Annotated in this window: 14 protein-coding genes and 1 pseudogene; all 15 read left to right on the top strand. The window is 60.2% G+C overall.

Annotated elements, in window-relative coordinates; translation table 11 throughout:
- Window positions 1-18 precede the first annotated feature (18 nt).
- Window positions 19-1311 carry a motility associated factor glycosyltransferase family protein gene (locus PMI24_RS23230; protein WP_007958309.1) on the top strand — a complete coding sequence of 431 codons (1293 nt, stop codon included), beginning with the start codon at window positions 19-21 and terminating at the stop codon, window positions 1309-1311.
- On the top strand, window positions 1308-1574 hold the full coding sequence (locus PMI24_RS23225; protein ID WP_007958308.1) for a hypothetical protein: 267 nt from the start codon (window positions 1308-1310) through the stop codon (window positions 1572-1574). Before PMI24_RS23230 ends, PMI24_RS23225 begins: the two co-directional genes overlap by 4 nt.
- A gap of 243 nt (window positions 1575-1817) precedes the next feature.
- Entirely contained in the window at window positions 1818-2678 is an 861-nt protein-coding gene (locus PMI24_RS23220; RefSeq protein WP_007958307.1) for a flagellin domain-containing protein, read from the top strand.
- A 74-nt stretch (window positions 2679-2752) separates the two neighbouring features.
- Window positions 2753-3109 (top strand): flagellar protein FlaG, encoded by a 357-nt coding sequence (locus PMI24_RS23215; RefSeq protein ID WP_007958306.1) that lies wholly within the window; start codon window positions 2753-2755, stop codon window positions 3107-3109.
- An 82-nt stretch (window positions 3110-3191) separates the two neighbouring features.
- Window positions 3192-4655: a flagellar filament capping protein FliD gene (gene fliD / locus PMI24_RS23210; RefSeq protein ID WP_007958304.1), complete on the top strand. Its 1464-nt coding sequence runs from the start codon at window positions 3192-3194 to the stop codon at window positions 4653-4655.
- Between the two features lie 129 nt (window positions 4656-4784).
- Window positions 4785-5183, top strand: a complete 399-nt coding sequence (gene fliS / locus PMI24_RS23205; protein WP_007958302.1) for a flagellar export chaperone FliS — start codon at window positions 4785-4787, stop codon at window positions 5181-5183.
- A gap of 10 nt (window positions 5184-5193) precedes the next feature.
- Window positions 5194-5490 carry a hypothetical protein gene (locus PMI24_RS23200; RefSeq protein WP_007958300.1) on the top strand — a complete coding sequence of 99 codons (297 nt, stop codon included), beginning with the start codon at window positions 5194-5196 and terminating at the stop codon, window positions 5488-5490.
- Between the two features lie 172 nt (window positions 5491-5662).
- The gene (locus PMI24_RS23195) at window positions 5663-7138 is read left to right on the top strand and encodes a sigma-54 dependent transcriptional regulator (protein ID WP_003222863.1); all 1476 of its coding nucleotides are present in this window, start codon (window positions 5663-5665) and stop codon (window positions 7136-7138) included.
- 110 nt (window positions 7139-7248) lie between these two features.
- Window positions 7249-8460, top strand: coding sequence for a sensor histidine kinase (locus PMI24_RS23190; RefSeq protein WP_007958296.1), 1212 nt, complete (start codon window positions 7249-7251; stop codon window positions 8458-8460).
- A gap of 5 nt (window positions 8461-8465) precedes the next feature.
- A complete protein-coding gene (locus PMI24_RS23185) occupies window positions 8466-9857 on the top strand; it encodes a sigma-54-dependent transcriptional regulator (protein ID WP_007958294.1) in 1392 nt (463 codons plus the stop codon).
- A 128-nt stretch (window positions 9858-9985) separates the two neighbouring features.
- Window positions 9986-10315, top strand: a complete 330-nt coding sequence (gene fliE, locus PMI24_RS23180) for a flagellar hook-basal body complex protein FliE (protein WP_007958292.1) — start codon at window positions 9986-9988, stop codon at window positions 10313-10315.
- 15 nt (window positions 10316-10330) lie between these two features.
- Entirely contained in the window at window positions 10331-12118 is a 1788-nt protein-coding gene (gene fliF, locus PMI24_RS23175; protein ID WP_007958290.1) for a flagellar basal-body MS-ring/collar protein FliF, read from the top strand.
- A complete protein-coding gene (gene fliG, locus PMI24_RS23170; protein ID WP_007958288.1) occupies window positions 12111-13130 on the top strand; it encodes a flagellar motor switch protein FliG in 1020 nt (339 codons plus the stop codon). The genes fliF and fliG overlap by 8 nt, the downstream gene beginning before the upstream one ends.
- A gap of 4 nt (window positions 13131-13134) precedes the next feature.
- Window positions 13135-13941, top strand: coding sequence for a flagellar assembly protein FliH (fliH, locus tag PMI24_RS23165; RefSeq protein WP_007958287.1), 807 nt, complete (start codon window positions 13135-13137; stop codon window positions 13939-13941).
- Window positions 13931-14799, top strand: a pseudogene (gene fliI, locus PMI24_RS23160) (flagellum-specific ATP synthase FliI); the annotation flags it as partial. The gene fliH and the pseudogene fliI, both read left to right, overlap by 11 nt.

The raw sequence follows: 14799 nt of genomic DNA, 5'->3' as shown, positions 1-14799 counted from the left end.
AAGGGAGCGCAAGGCACTATGAGTGAGTTTTTCCAGGCCAATGCCGACGTCATCGAGCGACGCTGGCCGGTACTGTTCGCCAGACTGATGAATGAAGACACTACGCTGATCGGGGCCGAGCTGACGAAGGGACTGGCATCGACGCTGAGCATTGGCGGGATTCAGCTCACCAGTCGCCATGACCGCCTTCACGAAGCCCGGATCCAGGCGGCCAGCCTGCCGGCCGACAAGCCGCAGTTGCACGTGTATGGCACCGGTCTCGGTGATCTGCCAGCCGTGTTGCTGGAGCGCGCCGGGCTCGAACGTCTTTATGTGCACATTCTCAATGGCGCTTTGTTTGTCCTGGTCCTGCAACTGCTCGATCAGCGGCAATGGCTGGAAGATCCGCGAATAGAGCTCCTGTATGCCGGTGATCTGCCGGATATGTGCACGCCGTTCTTCGCGTTGCCTGCCGAGATGCTGCTGGCCGATGACTTCAACGCAAAGATTCGCGATCGGCTGGTCAGCGAAGTGCATCTGAGCTTCAACAACCGTGAATTCGATCCGCAGTCGCCTTTCATCCGGCAACGTCTCCAGGACTGCCTTCCCGTGTTGCTCGCTGACGATGATGTGGCGACGCTGTTCGGCACCTGTGCCGGTCGGGAAATCTATGTGATCGGCACCGGACCGACGCTTGAGCAGCATTTCGAGCGGCTGGCTGCGATCCGCGCGCGGGTCGAGCGTCCGCTGTTCATTTGTGTCGACACCGCCTACCGACCGCTGCGTGAGCACGGCATCGTGCCTGATTATGTGGTGAGCATCGATCAGCGCATCAGCTTCCGGCATTTGCCCTTCGAGGAATCCGACGGCATCCCGCTGGTGTATCTGCCCATGAGTGACCCTGAGGTGCTGAGGGCCTGGAAGGGCAAGCGTTATGGCGGTTACTCGGCCAGTCCGGTCTATGCGGCATTGCGTGAGCAGCACCCCAGGGCACTGCTGCATGTGGGCGGCAGCGTGATTCACCCGGCCGTGGACCTGGCGGTGAAGATGGGCGCTGCGCGCATCACGCTGTTCGGCGCCGATTTTGCTTTCCCGATGAACAAGACCCATGCCGGCTGGAGTGATGGTGACCTGGGGCCGTCGGTGAATCAGGCGCGACACTGGGTGCGTGACGGGTATGGCGAACGCGTCAGTACTCAGCTCAATTTCCGCGGTTATTTGTGTGTGCTGGAGCGATACATCGCGAGTCAGCCGCAGGTGGCGTTTTTCAACAGCAGCCGCGCGGGGGCGCATATTGCCGGAACAGCGTTCAACCAGGAGTTCGTGCAATGACTGCGCTGCAAGAGTGGGTTGGGGGCTGTCGCCAGTGTGCCGGGCTGTTCCGGTTGGGACGTGATGTCGAGGCGGCGTTGGCGATGGTCGATGTGTTCGAAGTTGCGCAGCAGTCGTTGCTGTCGGCCGGTGCGCAGAAGCAACTGGCCTGGGCGCAGTTGCTCACACAAATGCTCGAGTGTCAGGAGCGTCAGGACTGGCTGGGCCTTGCCGATTTCATGGAGTACGAGTTGATTCAATTGCTGGAAGATCCGTCCGCCTGACGAGGGGCGAAGGCGCTGGCCCGCAGCTTTGCGCCACGGACGGTTTTATGACGTCATTTTTTCGAAGGTAAAGTGCTGCTAAGTCTTTGTTTTCTAGGGGGTGGCAGGGTGATGGCAAATTTTTTCAAAAAAGCCCTCAAGCAACCTGCAAACCCGACGATAACTATTACGAAGGTTCTCTAGGCCATACCCGGCGGTTGCCAGGGCCGGAAGCCGCAGTACCCAACCAACGAGGAATTCGTCATGGCTTTAACAGTAAACACCAACACCACGTCGTTGAACGTTCAGAAAAACCTGAACCGCGCTTCCGACGCTCTGTCGACTTCGATGCAGCGCCTGTCTTCCGGCCTGAAAATCAACAGCGCTAAAGACGACGCCGCTGGCCTGCAGATCTCCAACCGTATGTCTTCCCAGATCCGCGGTAACACCCAGGCAATCCAGAACGCCAACGACGGTATCTCCGTTGCCCAGACCGCTGAAGGCGCTCTGCAAGCTTCGACCGACATTCTGCAGCGTATGCGTGAACTGGCTGTTAAAGCACGTAACGGTACCAACGGCACTGCTGACCAGACCGCTACCAACGCTGAATTCGCTCAGATGTCCGACGAGATCACCCGTATCTCGGCTGCTACCAACCTGAACGGCAAAAACCTGCTGGACGGTTCGGCTGGTACTGTGACTCTGCAAGTTGGTGCAAACACCGGTTCGGCTAACCACATCGACCTGGTATTGAGCTCCAAGTTCGACGCCGTCAGCCTGTCCGTAGGCAGCGGTACTGTAGTTCTGACCGGTACTACCGGTACTGGCGCTGGTTCTGCTTCGCAGAACATCGACAACGCGATCACTGCAATCGACGCCGCTATCGCTGCAATCGGTGCAACTCGTGCCAGCCTGGGTGCTTCGCAAAACCGTCTGACCAGCACCATCCAGAACTTGCAGAACATCACCGAGAACACCACTGCTGCACAGGGTCGCGTACAAGATACCGACTTCGCCGCAGAGACTGCTAACCTGACCAAGCAGCAAACCCTGCAACAGGCTTCGACCTCTGTTCTGGCTCAAGCCAACCAACTGCCTTCCGCTGTACTGAAGCTGCTTCAGTAATTTCGGAATGAGTTTTGGCGGGGGAGTGCGCTTGTCGCGCTCTCTCGCTTTTTTACGTTAAGAGGTGATGGGCAATGGACATGAGCGTAAAGCTTAACGTGTCGTATCCGGCTCCCAAGCCAGTCGTAACCGTCGCAGACAAGCCGTCGGAAACGAAGCCTCAGACCGTTGAAGCTGTTCCTGCCTCGAAAAAGAGCCAGGAAGCGGATGAAACCAAGCTGAAGCTGGCGGTGCAGGAAATCGAGAAGTTCGTTCAGTCGATCAAGCGCAATCTGGAGTTCTCGATCGACGAGCATTCCGGGAAGGTCATCGTCAAGGTGATCGCAAGCGAGACGGGCGAGGTCGTACGACAGATTCCTTCCGCAGAAGCCCTCAAGCTGGCAGACAGCCTCGCCAACGCGAGCCACGTGTTGTTTGACGCCAAAGTCTGATAGCTGGCATGAATAATGTCTGTCATTTTGCATGACGCCTGGAAGGGTCAAAAGACTGGCAGCACTTTGAAGGGAGAAGCACATGGCAAGTCCAATTTTACCGGGTTCGGGCCTGGGTTCCGGCCTGGACATCGGTGCGATCGTTACTGCGCTGGTCAATGCCGACAAGTCGCCGAAGCAGACGCAGATCGACAATGCGACGAAAACCAACACGCTGAAGATTTCCGGTGTAGGTACGCTGAAGAGTGCGCTGACGGCATTCCAGACCGCGATGACCAACCTGGGCAGCAAGACCAACCCAGCGTTTGCCGGTTACACGGCGACTTCGGGTAATCCAACTGTTCTGGGCGCTACTTCGGATAACACCGCGGTATCGGGTACTTACAGTGTTGTTGTGAATAATCTGGCCACCGGCTCGAAAGTAGCCAGTGCATCCTTTGCCGGCGGTGCTGCCAGTGCCATTCCGAGTGGTACCCTGAAAATCAGTCAGAATGGCACTGATTACAATGTCACGATCCCGGCCAATGCGACCCTGCAGAGCACTCGTGATGCCATCAACACGGCTCAGGGTGTCAATGGTATTTCTGCCAACATTGTGACGGACAGCACCGGTGCTTCGCGCCTGGTGATCAGTTCGAGCAAGACTGGCGCAGGCTCTGACTTGAGCGTGAGCGGCATTGCCGGTCTGGAAATCGATGGCACCAAAACGATGGGTGCCACTCCGGCTGCGGGTGATTCCGGAGCGGTCAACGGGCTCGCCAAAGATGCATCGCTGACCATCGATGGGCTGACAGTGACCAGCAAGAGCAACACGGTGACCGGCGCCATCAGTGGTTTGTCGTTGAACCTGCTGACTGTCCCGAATCCGCAAGGCACGCCTGTTGTGGTGAGCGTCGACACCAACACCAAAGGTCTGCAGACGTCTGTCCAGGCTTTCGTTGATGCCTACAACACGCTGAAGACCACCATCGACACCCTGTCCAAGGCGACGCCGGATGAAGATGGCAAGCTGACTGTTCAGGCGGCTTTTACCGGTGACTCCCTGCCGCGTTCGCTGATTGCCGATATCCGTAGCCAGTTGACCATGCCGAGCGGGACCAGCACCGGTCCGATGGCCTACCTGTCGCAATTGGGCGTGATGACCGACAAGCTCACCGGTAACCTGACATTCGACACCGTTGCATTCAACAAGACCATGTCCACGCCGGGCATGACCGGTCAGGTCCAGCAGATGTTTACGGGTACCAACGACACCAACGGTCTGTTGGCGCGCATGAGCAAGGCTGTGGACCCGTATCTGAAGCCGCCTGCCGGTAGTCTCCCTACCGCTACAGGTTTGCTTGATCAGCGCATGTCCATCCTGAACAACAACACCAAGAGCCTGACCAGTCAGCAACTGGCGCTCGATCTGCGTGTTGCCAACCTGACCAAGACGTTGACTGCAAAATACAACGCCATGGACTTGCTGGTAGGTCAGATGAAGTCTACGGCGAGCAACATCACGTCGTTCTTCGCCTCGCTGAACGCTCAGCAATCCGCGAAGTAACATGCAGAAACGACAAAAACCCGGCTACGCTTTCAAGCGTGCGCCGGGTTTTTGTCTTGTGGTCTAAAGTTTTTCGACTCGCTGGCGATACACTGTTCATACGAGTCATTGTGGCAAATGAGGTAGAACATGAATCCGATGTTAGCCCTTCGGCAATACCAGAAAGTAGGTGCGCACGCTCAGACGTCTGAAGCGAGCCCTCATCGTCTGGTGCAAATGCTGATGGAAGGCGGCCTGGACCGTATCGCCCAGGCCAAAGGTGCGATCGAGCGCAAGGATATTCCTGCCAAGTGCACGTCGATCAGCAAGGCCATCGGCATCGTCAGTGGACTGCGCGAAGGTCTGGATCTGGAAAATTCCGCGGATACGCTGGCTGATCTGGACGGTCTTTATATCTACATGATGAAGCGTCTCGCGGAGGCGAACATCAGTAGCGATCCGCGCATTCTTGATGAGGTTGCCGGCTTGCTGAGCACCGTCAAGGAAGGCTGGGACGCAATCGCGCCTGCGCCCGCTCCGCAGTTCTGAGGAGATCACCATGAGTCTTGTATTGCAGCGAATCGAAGAAACCCGAGCAGCGTTGGTCGGCGCCCTGGCCGAGCGCAACTGGGAGGCGATCGGTCAACTGGATCTCGATTGCCGTTCCTGCATGGAAGATGTCTTGAGTGAAGCTTCGGTGGACGAGGTCGCGTTGCGCGATAACCTTGAGGAGTTGCTGCATGTCTACAAGCAGCTGCTTGAAGTCGCCATGGGGGAGCGTCAGGCGATAGTCGACGAGATGTCGCAGATCACCCAAGCGCAGAACGCGGCAAAGGTTTACCATCTGTTTGGTTAATTAACCCTCAGTTAATCCAGACATGTGCGCCATAAATTTGACTGTGCACGGTTTTTTGACTTAACTAGTGGCTGTTTTCAGATTTCAGGCGTCTACAGGCACAAGGTGTCCTGCAAGCGTCTCGCTTGCCCCTCATTTTGGGCATTGAGTTGACTAGGGAAGTTGCTATTGCATGTGGCGTGAAACCAAAATTCTGCTGATCGATGACGATAGCGTCCGCCGCCGCGACCTGGCGGTGATTTTAAATTTTCTTGGCGAAGAAAATTTACCCTGCGGAAGCCATGACTGGCAGCAGGCAGTCGGCTCTTTGTCGTCTAGTCGTGAGGTCATTTGCGTACTGATCGGGACGGTCAATGCTCCTGGTGCGCTTTTGGGCCTGTTAAAGACACTCTCAACCTGGGATGAGTTCCTTCCGGTTTTGCTGATGGGCGATAATTCTTCGGTGGATCTGCCCGAAGACCAACGCCGCCGGGTACTTTCGACCCTCGAAATGCCGCCGAGCTACAGCAAACTGCTCGACTCCCTGCACCGTGCCCAGGTCTATCGCGAAATGTACGACCAGGCCCGCGAGCGCGGCCGTCATCGCGAACCCAACCTGTTCCGCAGTCTCGTCGGCACCAGCCGTGCGATCCAGCACGTGCGTCAGATGATGCAGCAAGTGGCCGACACCGACGCCAGCGTGCTGATCCTCGGCGAGTCCGGGACCGGCAAGGAAGTGGTTGCGCGGAACCTGCATTACCATTCCAAGCGTCGCGACGCGCCGTTCGTACCGGTCAACTGTGGGGCGATCCCGGCCGAGTTGCTGGAAAGCGAACTGTTCGGCCACGAGAAGGGTGCCTTCACCGGTGCGATCACCAGCCGTGCCGGCCGCTTCGAGCTGGCCAACGGCGGTACGCTGTTCCTCGACGAAATCGGCGACATGCCGCTGCCTATGCAGGTCAAGCTGCTGCGCGTGCTGCAGGAACGTACCTTCGAGCGCGTGGGCAGCAACAAGACCCAGAGCGTCGACGTGCGCATCATCGCCGCGACCCACAAGAATCTCGAAAGCATGATCGAGATCGGCACCTTCCGCGAAGACCTCTACTATCGCCTGAACGTGTTCCCGATCGAGATGGCGCCGCTGCGTGAGCGCGTCGAAGACATTCCGCTGCTGATGAACGAGCTGATCTCGCGCATGGAGCACGAGAAGCGCGGTTCGATCCGCTTCAACTCCGCCGCGATCATGTCCCTGTGCCGCCACGGCTGGCCGGGCAACGTCCGCGAGCTGGCCAACCTGGTGGAGCGCATGGCGATCATGCACCCGTACGGGGTGATCGGCGTGGTCGAGCTGCCGAAGAAATTCCGCTACGTCGACGACGAAGACGAGCAAATGGTCGACAGCCTGCGCAGCGATCTGGAAGAGCGCGTGGCAATCAACGGCCACACGCCGGACTTCACCGCCAACGCCATGCTGCCGCCGGAAGGTCTTGACCTGAAGGACTACCTCGGTGGTCTGGAGCAGGGCTTGATCCAGCAGGCGCTGGACGACGCCAACGGCATCGTCGCCCGTGCCGCCGAGCGCCTGCGCATTCGCCGCACCACGCTGGTGGAGAAGATGCGCAAGTACGGCATGAGCCGTCGTGAAGGTGATGAACAGGCGGATGATTGACGCCTGTTTTTCAACTGCTTCATTTATAAGCGGTTTTTTTTAGGCACGGGTATTGCTACATCCCTCGCAACGTTCCGTTTAACTGACGGTCAGCCAAGCGAGAGAGCACAATGCCCCAAGCCTCCCAGATGTCTTCTGTTCCCGAGTCCTCGGGGCAACTGCCGTCCGTAGAGCAGGCGAGCCGCCAGGGGCTTGAGCAGGCATTCGCCCTGTTCAACCAGATGTCGAGCCAGTTGACCGACTCCTACAGCATGCTCGAAGCCCGGGTCACCGAGCTCAAGGGCGAGCTGGCTGTAGTCAGCGCCCAGCGCATGCAGGAACTGGCGGAAAAAGAACGCCTGGCCAACCGTCTGCAAAACCTCCTTGATCTGTTGCCCGGCGGCGTCATCGTCATCGACGGTCACGGTATTGTGTGCGAGGCCAATCCGGCCGCCATCGATCTGCTGGGCCTGCCTCTGGAAGGCGAGCTGTGGCGCCATGTCATCGCCCGTTGCTTCGCACCCCGTGAAGACGACGGCCACGAAATTTCCTTGAAGAACGGTCGACGCCTGTCGATTGCCACCCGCTCGCTGGATGCCGAGCCGGGGCAGTTGGTGCTGCTCAACGACCTGACTGAAACCCGTCACTTGCAGGATCAACTGGCGCGCCACGAGCGACTGTCGTCCCTGGGTCGGATGGTCGCGTCGCTGGCGCATCAGATCCGCACGCCATTGTCCGCCGCCTTGTTGTACGCCAGTCATTTGACCGAGCAGGAATTGCCGGTCGCCACCCAGCAGCGTTTCGCCGGTCGCCTCAAGGAGCGCCTGCACGAGCTCGAGCATCAGGTGCGCGACATGCTGGTGTTCGCCCGTGGCGAGCTGCCGCTGACCGACCGTGTCACGCCGAATGCCTTGATGCAGTCATTGCAGGCCGCGGCGCTGACCCATGTGCAGGATCTGCCGATCCGCTGGCAGTGCGACAGCCATGTCGGCGAGTTGCTGTGCAATCGCGACACGCTGGTCGGGGCGCTGCTCAATCTGATTGAAAACGCCATTCAGGCGAGTACCGGTGAGGTGCGTCTGAAGGTGCATTGCTATACCCGCGACAACACCCTGCGTTTGTGTGTCAGTGACAGCGGCAGCGGTATTGATGCGGCAGTGCTGGCACGGTTGGGCGAGCCGTTTTTCACCACCAAGGTTACCGGGACCGGCCTGGGCCTGACCGTGGTCAAGGCCGTGGCGCGTGCGCATCAGGGAGAATTGCAGCTGCGTTCGCGGGTCGGGCGCGGTACGTGCGCGCAGGTCATCCTGCCGTTGTTTTCTGCTGTACAGGGAGCTGAGTGAAGGTCATGGGCATCAAGGTTCTGCTGGTCGAGGATGACCGCTCGTTGCGCGAAGCGCTGGCCGATACGCTGTTGCTGGCCGGTCACGACTATCACGCGGTGGGTTCGGCCGAAGAGGCGCTGAACGCCGTCGAGCGCGAAGCATTCAGTCTGGTGGTCAGCGACGTCAACATGCCTGGCATGGACGGCCATCAATTGCTCGGCCTGCTGCGCGCGCGGCAACCGCAATTGCCGGTGTTGCTGATGACCGCCCATGGCGCGGTCGAGCGCGCGGTCGATGCCATGCGCCAGGGCGCGGCGGATTATCTGGTCAAGCCGTTCGAGCCCAAGGCTCTGCTGGATCTGGTGGCGCGTCACGCCTTGGGCAGCCTTGGCGCCAGTGACGCCGAAGGGCCGGTCGCGGTCGAGCCTGCCAGTGCTCAATTGCTGGATCTGGCGGCGCGGGTCGCGCGCAGCGATTCCACCGTGCTGATTTCCGGCGAGTCCGGCACCGGCAAGGAAGTGCTGGCGCGCTACATCCACCAGCAATCCCATCGCGCCAGTCAGCCGTTCATTGCGATCAACTGTGCGGCGATCCCGGACAACATGCTCGAAGCCACCCTGTTCGGTCACGAAAAAGGCTCGTTCACCGGCGCCATCGCGGCCCAGGCCGGCAAGTTCGAACAGGCGGACGGCGGCACCATTCTGCTCGACGAAATTTCCGAAATGCCTCTGGGCCTGCAAGCCAAGTTGCTGCGGGTGTTGCAGGAGCGGGAAGTGGAGCGGGTCGGCGCACGCAAGCCGATCACTCTCGATATTCGCGTGGTGGCGACCACCAACCGCGACCTGGCCGGTGAAGTGGCGGCGGGGCGGTTCCGTGAAGACCTCTATTATCGTCTGTCGGTCTTTCCGCTGGCCTGGCGTCCGTTGCGCGAGCGCACCGCCGATATCCTGCCGCTGGCCGAGCGTCTGTTGGCCAAACACGTCAATAAAATGAAGCATGCGATGGCGAAGTTTTCGCCCGAGGCGCAAGCGTGCCTGATCGGTTATCCGTGGCCGGGCAACGTGCGCGAGCTGGATAACGCGGTCCAGCGGGCCTTGATTCTGCAGCAGGGCGGGTTGATCCAGCCGCAGGATTTCTGTCTCTCCGGGCCTGCGCTGTTTGCGCCATTGCCGGCGGTGGTGCCGGTTGCGCCAGTCATTCGTGAAGTGGAAATCGAGGCGGATTCGGCCGGTGCGCTGGGCGATGACCTGCGTCGCCGCGAGTTCCAGATGATCATCGACACCCTGCGTACCGAGCGCGGCCGGCGCAAGGAAGCCGCCGAAAAACTCGGCATCAGCCCACGCACCCTGCGGTACAAACTGGCGCAAATGCGCGATGCGGGCATGGATGTCGAAGGCTACCTGTTCGCCACCTGACGGGTGGCGCAAACGTTTGAAACGGCTTTTCTGAAAGCGGTGCCCACGAGCTGGCACCGTTGTTGCTAACACCTGAGTACCCGCCGAGTGAGTGTCAAAAAATTGCGGGCCGCCCAAGAGAGTAGACCATGAGCCAAGGTATTGAATTTAATCGGTTGATGATGGACATGAAGGCCATGCAAATGGACGCCATGTCGAAGCCGAAATCGATTGCCGCTGCCCCTGAAGTGGCAGGCAGCAGCTTTTCCGACATGCTCGGTCAGGCCATCAACAAAGTCAGTGATACCCAGCAGGCGTCGACTCAGTTGGCCAACGCATTTGAAATCGGCAAGAGCGGCGTCGATCTGACGGACGTGATGATTGCCTCGCAAAAAGCCAGCGTGTCGTTCCAGGCCTTGACCCAGGTGCGCAACAAGCTGGTTCAGGCTTATCAAGACATCATGCAGATGCCGGTTTAAGGACGAGATTGAGTCATGGCAGAAGCAGTCGCCGATAACGTTCCGGCCAAGGCCACCCCGATAGACGGCAAACCGCCGCTGTTCGGCCTGTCCTTCCTGGAAAACCTCTCCGAGATGACCGTGCTGCGTCAGGTGGGCCTGTTGGTCGGCCTGGCCGCGAGCGTGGCGATTGGCTTTGCCGTGGTGCTGTGGTCGCAGCAACCGGACTACCGGCCTCTGTACGGCAGCCTTGCCGGCATGGACGCCAAGCAGGTCATGGACACCCTGGCCTCCGCCGACATTCCCTACACCGTCGAACCGAATTCCGGCGCCTTGCTGGTCAAGGCCGATGACCTGTCCCGTGCGCGGCTCAAGCTCGCGGCCGCTGGTGTCACTCCCAGCGACGGCAACATCGGTTTTGAAATCCTCGACAAGGAACAGGGTCTGGGCACCAGCCAGTTCATGGAAGCGACCCGTTATCGTCGCGGCCTCGAAGGCGAACTGGCCCGCACCATCTCCAGCCTGAACAACGTCAAGGGTGCGCGCGTTCACCTGGCGATCCCGAAAAGTTCGGTGTTCGTGCGTGACGAACGCAAGCCAAGCGCTTCGGTACTGGTCGAGCTGTACTCCGGTCGTTCGCTGGAGCCAGGCCAGGTCGTTGCCATTATCAATCTGGTGGCAACCTCCGTTCCCGAGCTGAGCAAATCGCAGATCACCGTCGTCGACCAGAAGGGCAACCTGCTGTCGGATCAGGCGGAAAACTCCGAAATGACCATGGCCGGCAAGCAGTTCGACTACAGCCGACGCATGGAAAGCATGCTGACCCAGCGCGTGCACAACATTCTGCAACCGGTACTGGGCAACGATCGCTACAAGGCTGAAGTCTCGGCCGACGTCGATTTCAGTGCCGTCGAATCGACTGCCGAGCAGTTCAACCCGGATCAACCGGCCCTGCGCAGCGAACAGTCGGTCAACGAACAACGCACCGCCAGCAATGGCCCGCAAGGTGTGCCGGGTGCCCTGAGCAACCAGCCGCCGTCGCCGGCCTCGGCACCGCAGACCACCGGTGGCGCAGCCGCGCCGGCGAGCATGGTGCAGCCTGGTCAGCCGCTGGTTGATGCCAACGGTCAGCAGATCATGGACCCGGCCACCGGCCAGCCGATGCTCGCGCCGTACCCGGCGGACAAGCGTCAACAATCCACCAAGAACTTCGAACTCGACCGTTCCATCAGCCACACCAAACAGCAGCAGGGTCGCCTGAATCGCCTGTCGGTGTCGGTGGTGGTGGACGATCAGGTCAAGATCAACCCGGCCAACGGCGAAACCACCCGTGCACCGTGGAGCGCCGACGAATTGGCGCGCTTCACCCGACTGGTACAGGACGCCGTCGGCTTCGACGCCAGCCGTGGCGACAGCGTCAGCGTGATCAACATGCCGTTCTCCGCAGAGCGCGGCGAAGTGATCGCCGACATTCCGTTCTACTCCCAGCCATGGTTCTGGGACATCGTCAAACAAGTGCTGGGTGTGTTGTTCATCCTGGTGCTGGTGTTCGGCGTGCTGCGTCCGGTGCTCAACAACATCACCGGTGGCGGCAAAAGCAAGGAGCTGGCCGGTCTGGGCGGCGACATGGAACTCGGTGGCATGGGCGGTCTGGATGGTGAACTGTCCAACGATCGCGTCAGCCTCGGCGGCCCGACCAGCATCCTGCTGCCGAGCCCGAGCGAGGGTTATGACGCTCAGTTGAACGCAATCAAGAGTCTGGTGGCAGAAGACCCGGGTCGTGTGGCCCAGGTCGTGAAAGAGTGGATTAACGCAGATGAGTGATAACCGAGCCGCCGTCGCCAAACTGTCCCGGGTCGATAAAGCCGCGATTCTGCTGCTGTCCCTGGGTTCGACCGATGCCGCACAAGTGCTGCGCCACATGGGCCCCAAAGAGGTCCAGCGTGTAGGTGTGGCCATGGCCCAGATGGGCAACGTCCACCGTGAGCAGGTCGAGCAGGTCATGAGCGAGTTCGTCGACATCGTCGGCGATCAGACCAGCCTGGGCGTCGGCTCCGACGACTACGTGCGCAAAATGCTCACCCAGGCCCTGGGTGAAGACAAGGCCAACGGCCTGATCGACCGCATTCTGCTGGGCGGCAACACCAGTGGCCTCGACAGCCTGAAATGGATGGAGCCGCGCGCCGTTGCCGACGTGATCCGTTACGAGCACCCGCAGATCCAGGCGATCGTGGTCGCGTACCTCGATCCGGATCAGGCCGGTGAAGTGCTGGGCAACTTCGACCACAAGGTGCGTCTGGACATCATCCTGCGCGTCTCGTCGTTGAACACCGTGCAGCCGGCCGCGCTGAAAGAATTGAACCAGATCCTCGAGAAGCAGTTCTCCGGCAACTCGAACGCCTCGCGCACCACCCTGGGTGGTATCAAGCGGGCGGCGGACATCATGAACTTCCTCGACAGCTCGATCGAAGGCCAGCTCATGGACTCGATCCGCGAAGTCGACGAAGACCTGTCCGGTCAGATCGAGGACCTCATGTTCGTGTTCAACAACCTGGCCGATGTCGACGACCGCGGGATCCAGGCGCTGTTGCGCGAAGTGTCCTCCGATGTGTTGGTGCTGGCCCTCAAGGGTTCGGACGAAGGCGTCAAGGAAAAGATCTTCAAGAACATGTCCAAGCGTGCCGCCGAACTGCTGCGCGACGACCTCGAGGCCAAGGGTCCGGTGCGCGTCAGCGACGTGGAGACCGCGCAGAAGGAAATCCTCACCATCGCCCGCCGTATGGCCGAAGCCGGAGAAATCGTGCTCGGTGGCAAGGGCGGCGAGGAAATGATCTAAGCCCATGGACAAGCATGACGACGATGTGACGGACCTGATCCGTGCCCGGGACGTCCGCGGTTTCGAAACCTGGGCAATCCCGAGCTTCGATCCGCCGGCACCGGAACCTGAGCCGGAACCAGAGCCTGAACCGCCGGAAATGGAAGAAGTGCCGCTGGAAGAAGTCCAGCCACTGACTCTGGAAGAACTCGAAAGCATCCGTCAGGAGGCCTACAACGAGGGCTTCGCCATCGGCGAAAAGGAAGGCTTCCACAGCGCCACCCTCAAGGTGCGCCAGGAAGCCGAAGTGGTCCTGACGGCCAAGGTCAACAGCCTTGAGCAACTGATGGGCCACCTGTTCGAGCCCATCGCCGAGCAAGACACCCAGATCGAAAAGTCGCTGGTCGACCTTGTGCAGCACATCGCCAAACAGGTGATTCAGCGCGAGCTGGCCATCGACTCGACGCAAATCGAACACGTCATGCGCGACGCCCTCAAGCTATTGCCGCTGGGCGTGGGCAATGTGCGGCTGTACGTCAATCCGCAGGATTTCGAACAGGTCAAAGCCCTGCGCGAACGTCATGAGGAAACCTGGCGCATCGTCGAAGACGAAACCCTGCTGCCGGGCGGATGCCGGGTCGAGACCGACCACAGCCGGATCGACGCCAGCATCGAAACCCGCGTCAGCCAGGTCATGGCCAAGCTGTTCGACCAGTTGCACGAACAGGCCCTGCACCCGGCCGCGCCGGACCTGAGCCTGGACCTGCCGGAGTCGCCAAAACCGGCCCCGGTCGCAGAAGAGCCGCTCGCGGACGCCCCCGATGCGCCTTGAACGCACCAGCTTCGCCAAGCGCCTGAGCACCTACGCCGAGGCCACCGAAATCGCCGGTGCGCCGATCCTCGAAGGGCGCCTGCTGCGCATGGTCGGCCTGACGCTCGAAGCCGAAGGTCTGCGCGCCGCCATGGGCACCCGCTGCATGGTGATCAACGACGACACCTATCACCCGTCCCAGGTTGAAGCCGAAGTCATGGGCTTCTCCGGCAGCAAAGTGTTCCTGATGCCGGTCGGCAGCGTGGCCGGCATTGCCCCGGGCGCCCGCGTGGTGCCGCTGGCCGACACCGGTCGCCTGCCGATGGGCATGAGCATGCTTGGTCGCGTGCTGGACGGCGCCGGACGTGCGCTGGACGGCAAGGGCGGCATGAAAGCCGAAGACTGGGTGCCGATGGATGGCCCGACGATCAACCCGCTCAACCGTGACCCGATCAGCGAACCGCTGGACGTCGGCATCCGTTGCATCAACGGTTTGTTGACGGTCGGACGTGGTCAGCGTCTGGGTCTGTTCGCCGGTACCGGTGTCGGTAAGTCGGTGTTGCTCGGCATGATGACCCGCTTCACGGAGGCCGACATCATTGTCGTTGGCCTGATCGGTGAGCGGGGTCGAGAAGTTAAGGAATTCATCGAGCACATCCTCGGTGAAGAAGGCCTCAAGCGTTCCGTGGTGGTGGCGTCGCCTGCGGACGATGCGCCGCTGATGCGTCTGCGCGCGGCGATGTACTGCACGCGGATCGCCGAGTATTTCCGCGACAAGGGCAAGAACGTCCTGTTGCTGATGGATTCGCTGACCCGTTTCGCCCAGGCCCAGCGGGAAATCGCCCTGGCCATCGGCGAAAAAAAAAAAAAAAAAAAAAA

This window comes from Pseudomonas sp. GM25 (genome assembly GCF_000282255.1).
In the GTDB taxonomy this organism is placed as follows: Bacteria; Pseudomonadota; Gammaproteobacteria; order Pseudomonadales; family Pseudomonadaceae; genus Aquipseudomonas; species Aquipseudomonas aphyarum.
The sequence above is the reverse complement of the archived record's forward strand: the minus strand, read 5'-3'. Positions and strand labels throughout refer to the sequence as shown.

Excerpts from the sequence above, each read along its gene's own strand:
- PMI24_RS23230 (WP_007958309.1), top strand. The coding sequence starts at position 19 with ATGAGTGAGTTTTTCCAGGCCAATGCCGACGTCATCGAGCGACGCTGG.
- PMI24_RS23225 (WP_007958308.1), top strand. The coding sequence starts at position 1,308 with ATGACTGCGCTGCAAGAGTGGGTTGGGGGCTGTCGCCAGTGTGCCGGG.
- PMI24_RS23220 (WP_007958307.1), top strand. The coding sequence starts at position 1,818 with ATGGCTTTAACAGTAAACACCAACACCACGTCGTTGAACGTTCAGAAA.
- PMI24_RS23215 (WP_007958306.1), top strand. The coding sequence starts at position 2,753 with ATGGACATGAGCGTAAAGCTTAACGTGTCGTATCCGGCTCCCAAGCCA.
- fliD (WP_007958304.1), top strand. The coding sequence starts at position 3,192 with ATGGCAAGTCCAATTTTACCGGGTTCGGGCCTGGGTTCCGGCCTGGAC.
- fliS (WP_007958302.1), top strand. The coding sequence starts at position 4,785 with ATGAATCCGATGTTAGCCCTTCGGCAATACCAGAAAGTAGGTGCGCAC.
- PMI24_RS23200 (WP_007958300.1), top strand. The coding sequence starts at position 5,194 with ATGAGTCTTGTATTGCAGCGAATCGAAGAAACCCGAGCAGCGTTGGTC.
- PMI24_RS23195 (WP_003222863.1), top strand. The coding sequence starts at position 5,663 with ATGTGGCGTGAAACCAAAATTCTGCTGATCGATGACGATAGCGTCCGC.
- PMI24_RS23190 (WP_007958296.1), top strand. The coding sequence starts at position 7,249 with ATGCCCCAAGCCTCCCAGATGTCTTCTGTTCCCGAGTCCTCGGGGCAA.
- PMI24_RS23185 (WP_007958294.1), top strand. The coding sequence starts at position 8,466 with ATGGGCATCAAGGTTCTGCTGGTCGAGGATGACCGCTCGTTGCGCGAA.
- fliE (WP_007958292.1), top strand. The coding sequence starts at position 9,986 with ATGAGCCAAGGTATTGAATTTAATCGGTTGATGATGGACATGAAGGCC.
- fliF (WP_007958290.1), top strand. The coding sequence starts at position 10,331 with ATGGCAGAAGCAGTCGCCGATAACGTTCCGGCCAAGGCCACCCCGATA.
- fliG (WP_007958288.1), top strand. The coding sequence starts at position 12,111 with ATGAGTGATAACCGAGCCGCCGTCGCCAAACTGTCCCGGGTCGATAAA.
- fliH (WP_007958287.1), top strand. The coding sequence starts at position 13,135 with ATGGACAAGCATGACGACGATGTGACGGACCTGATCCGTGCCCGGGAC.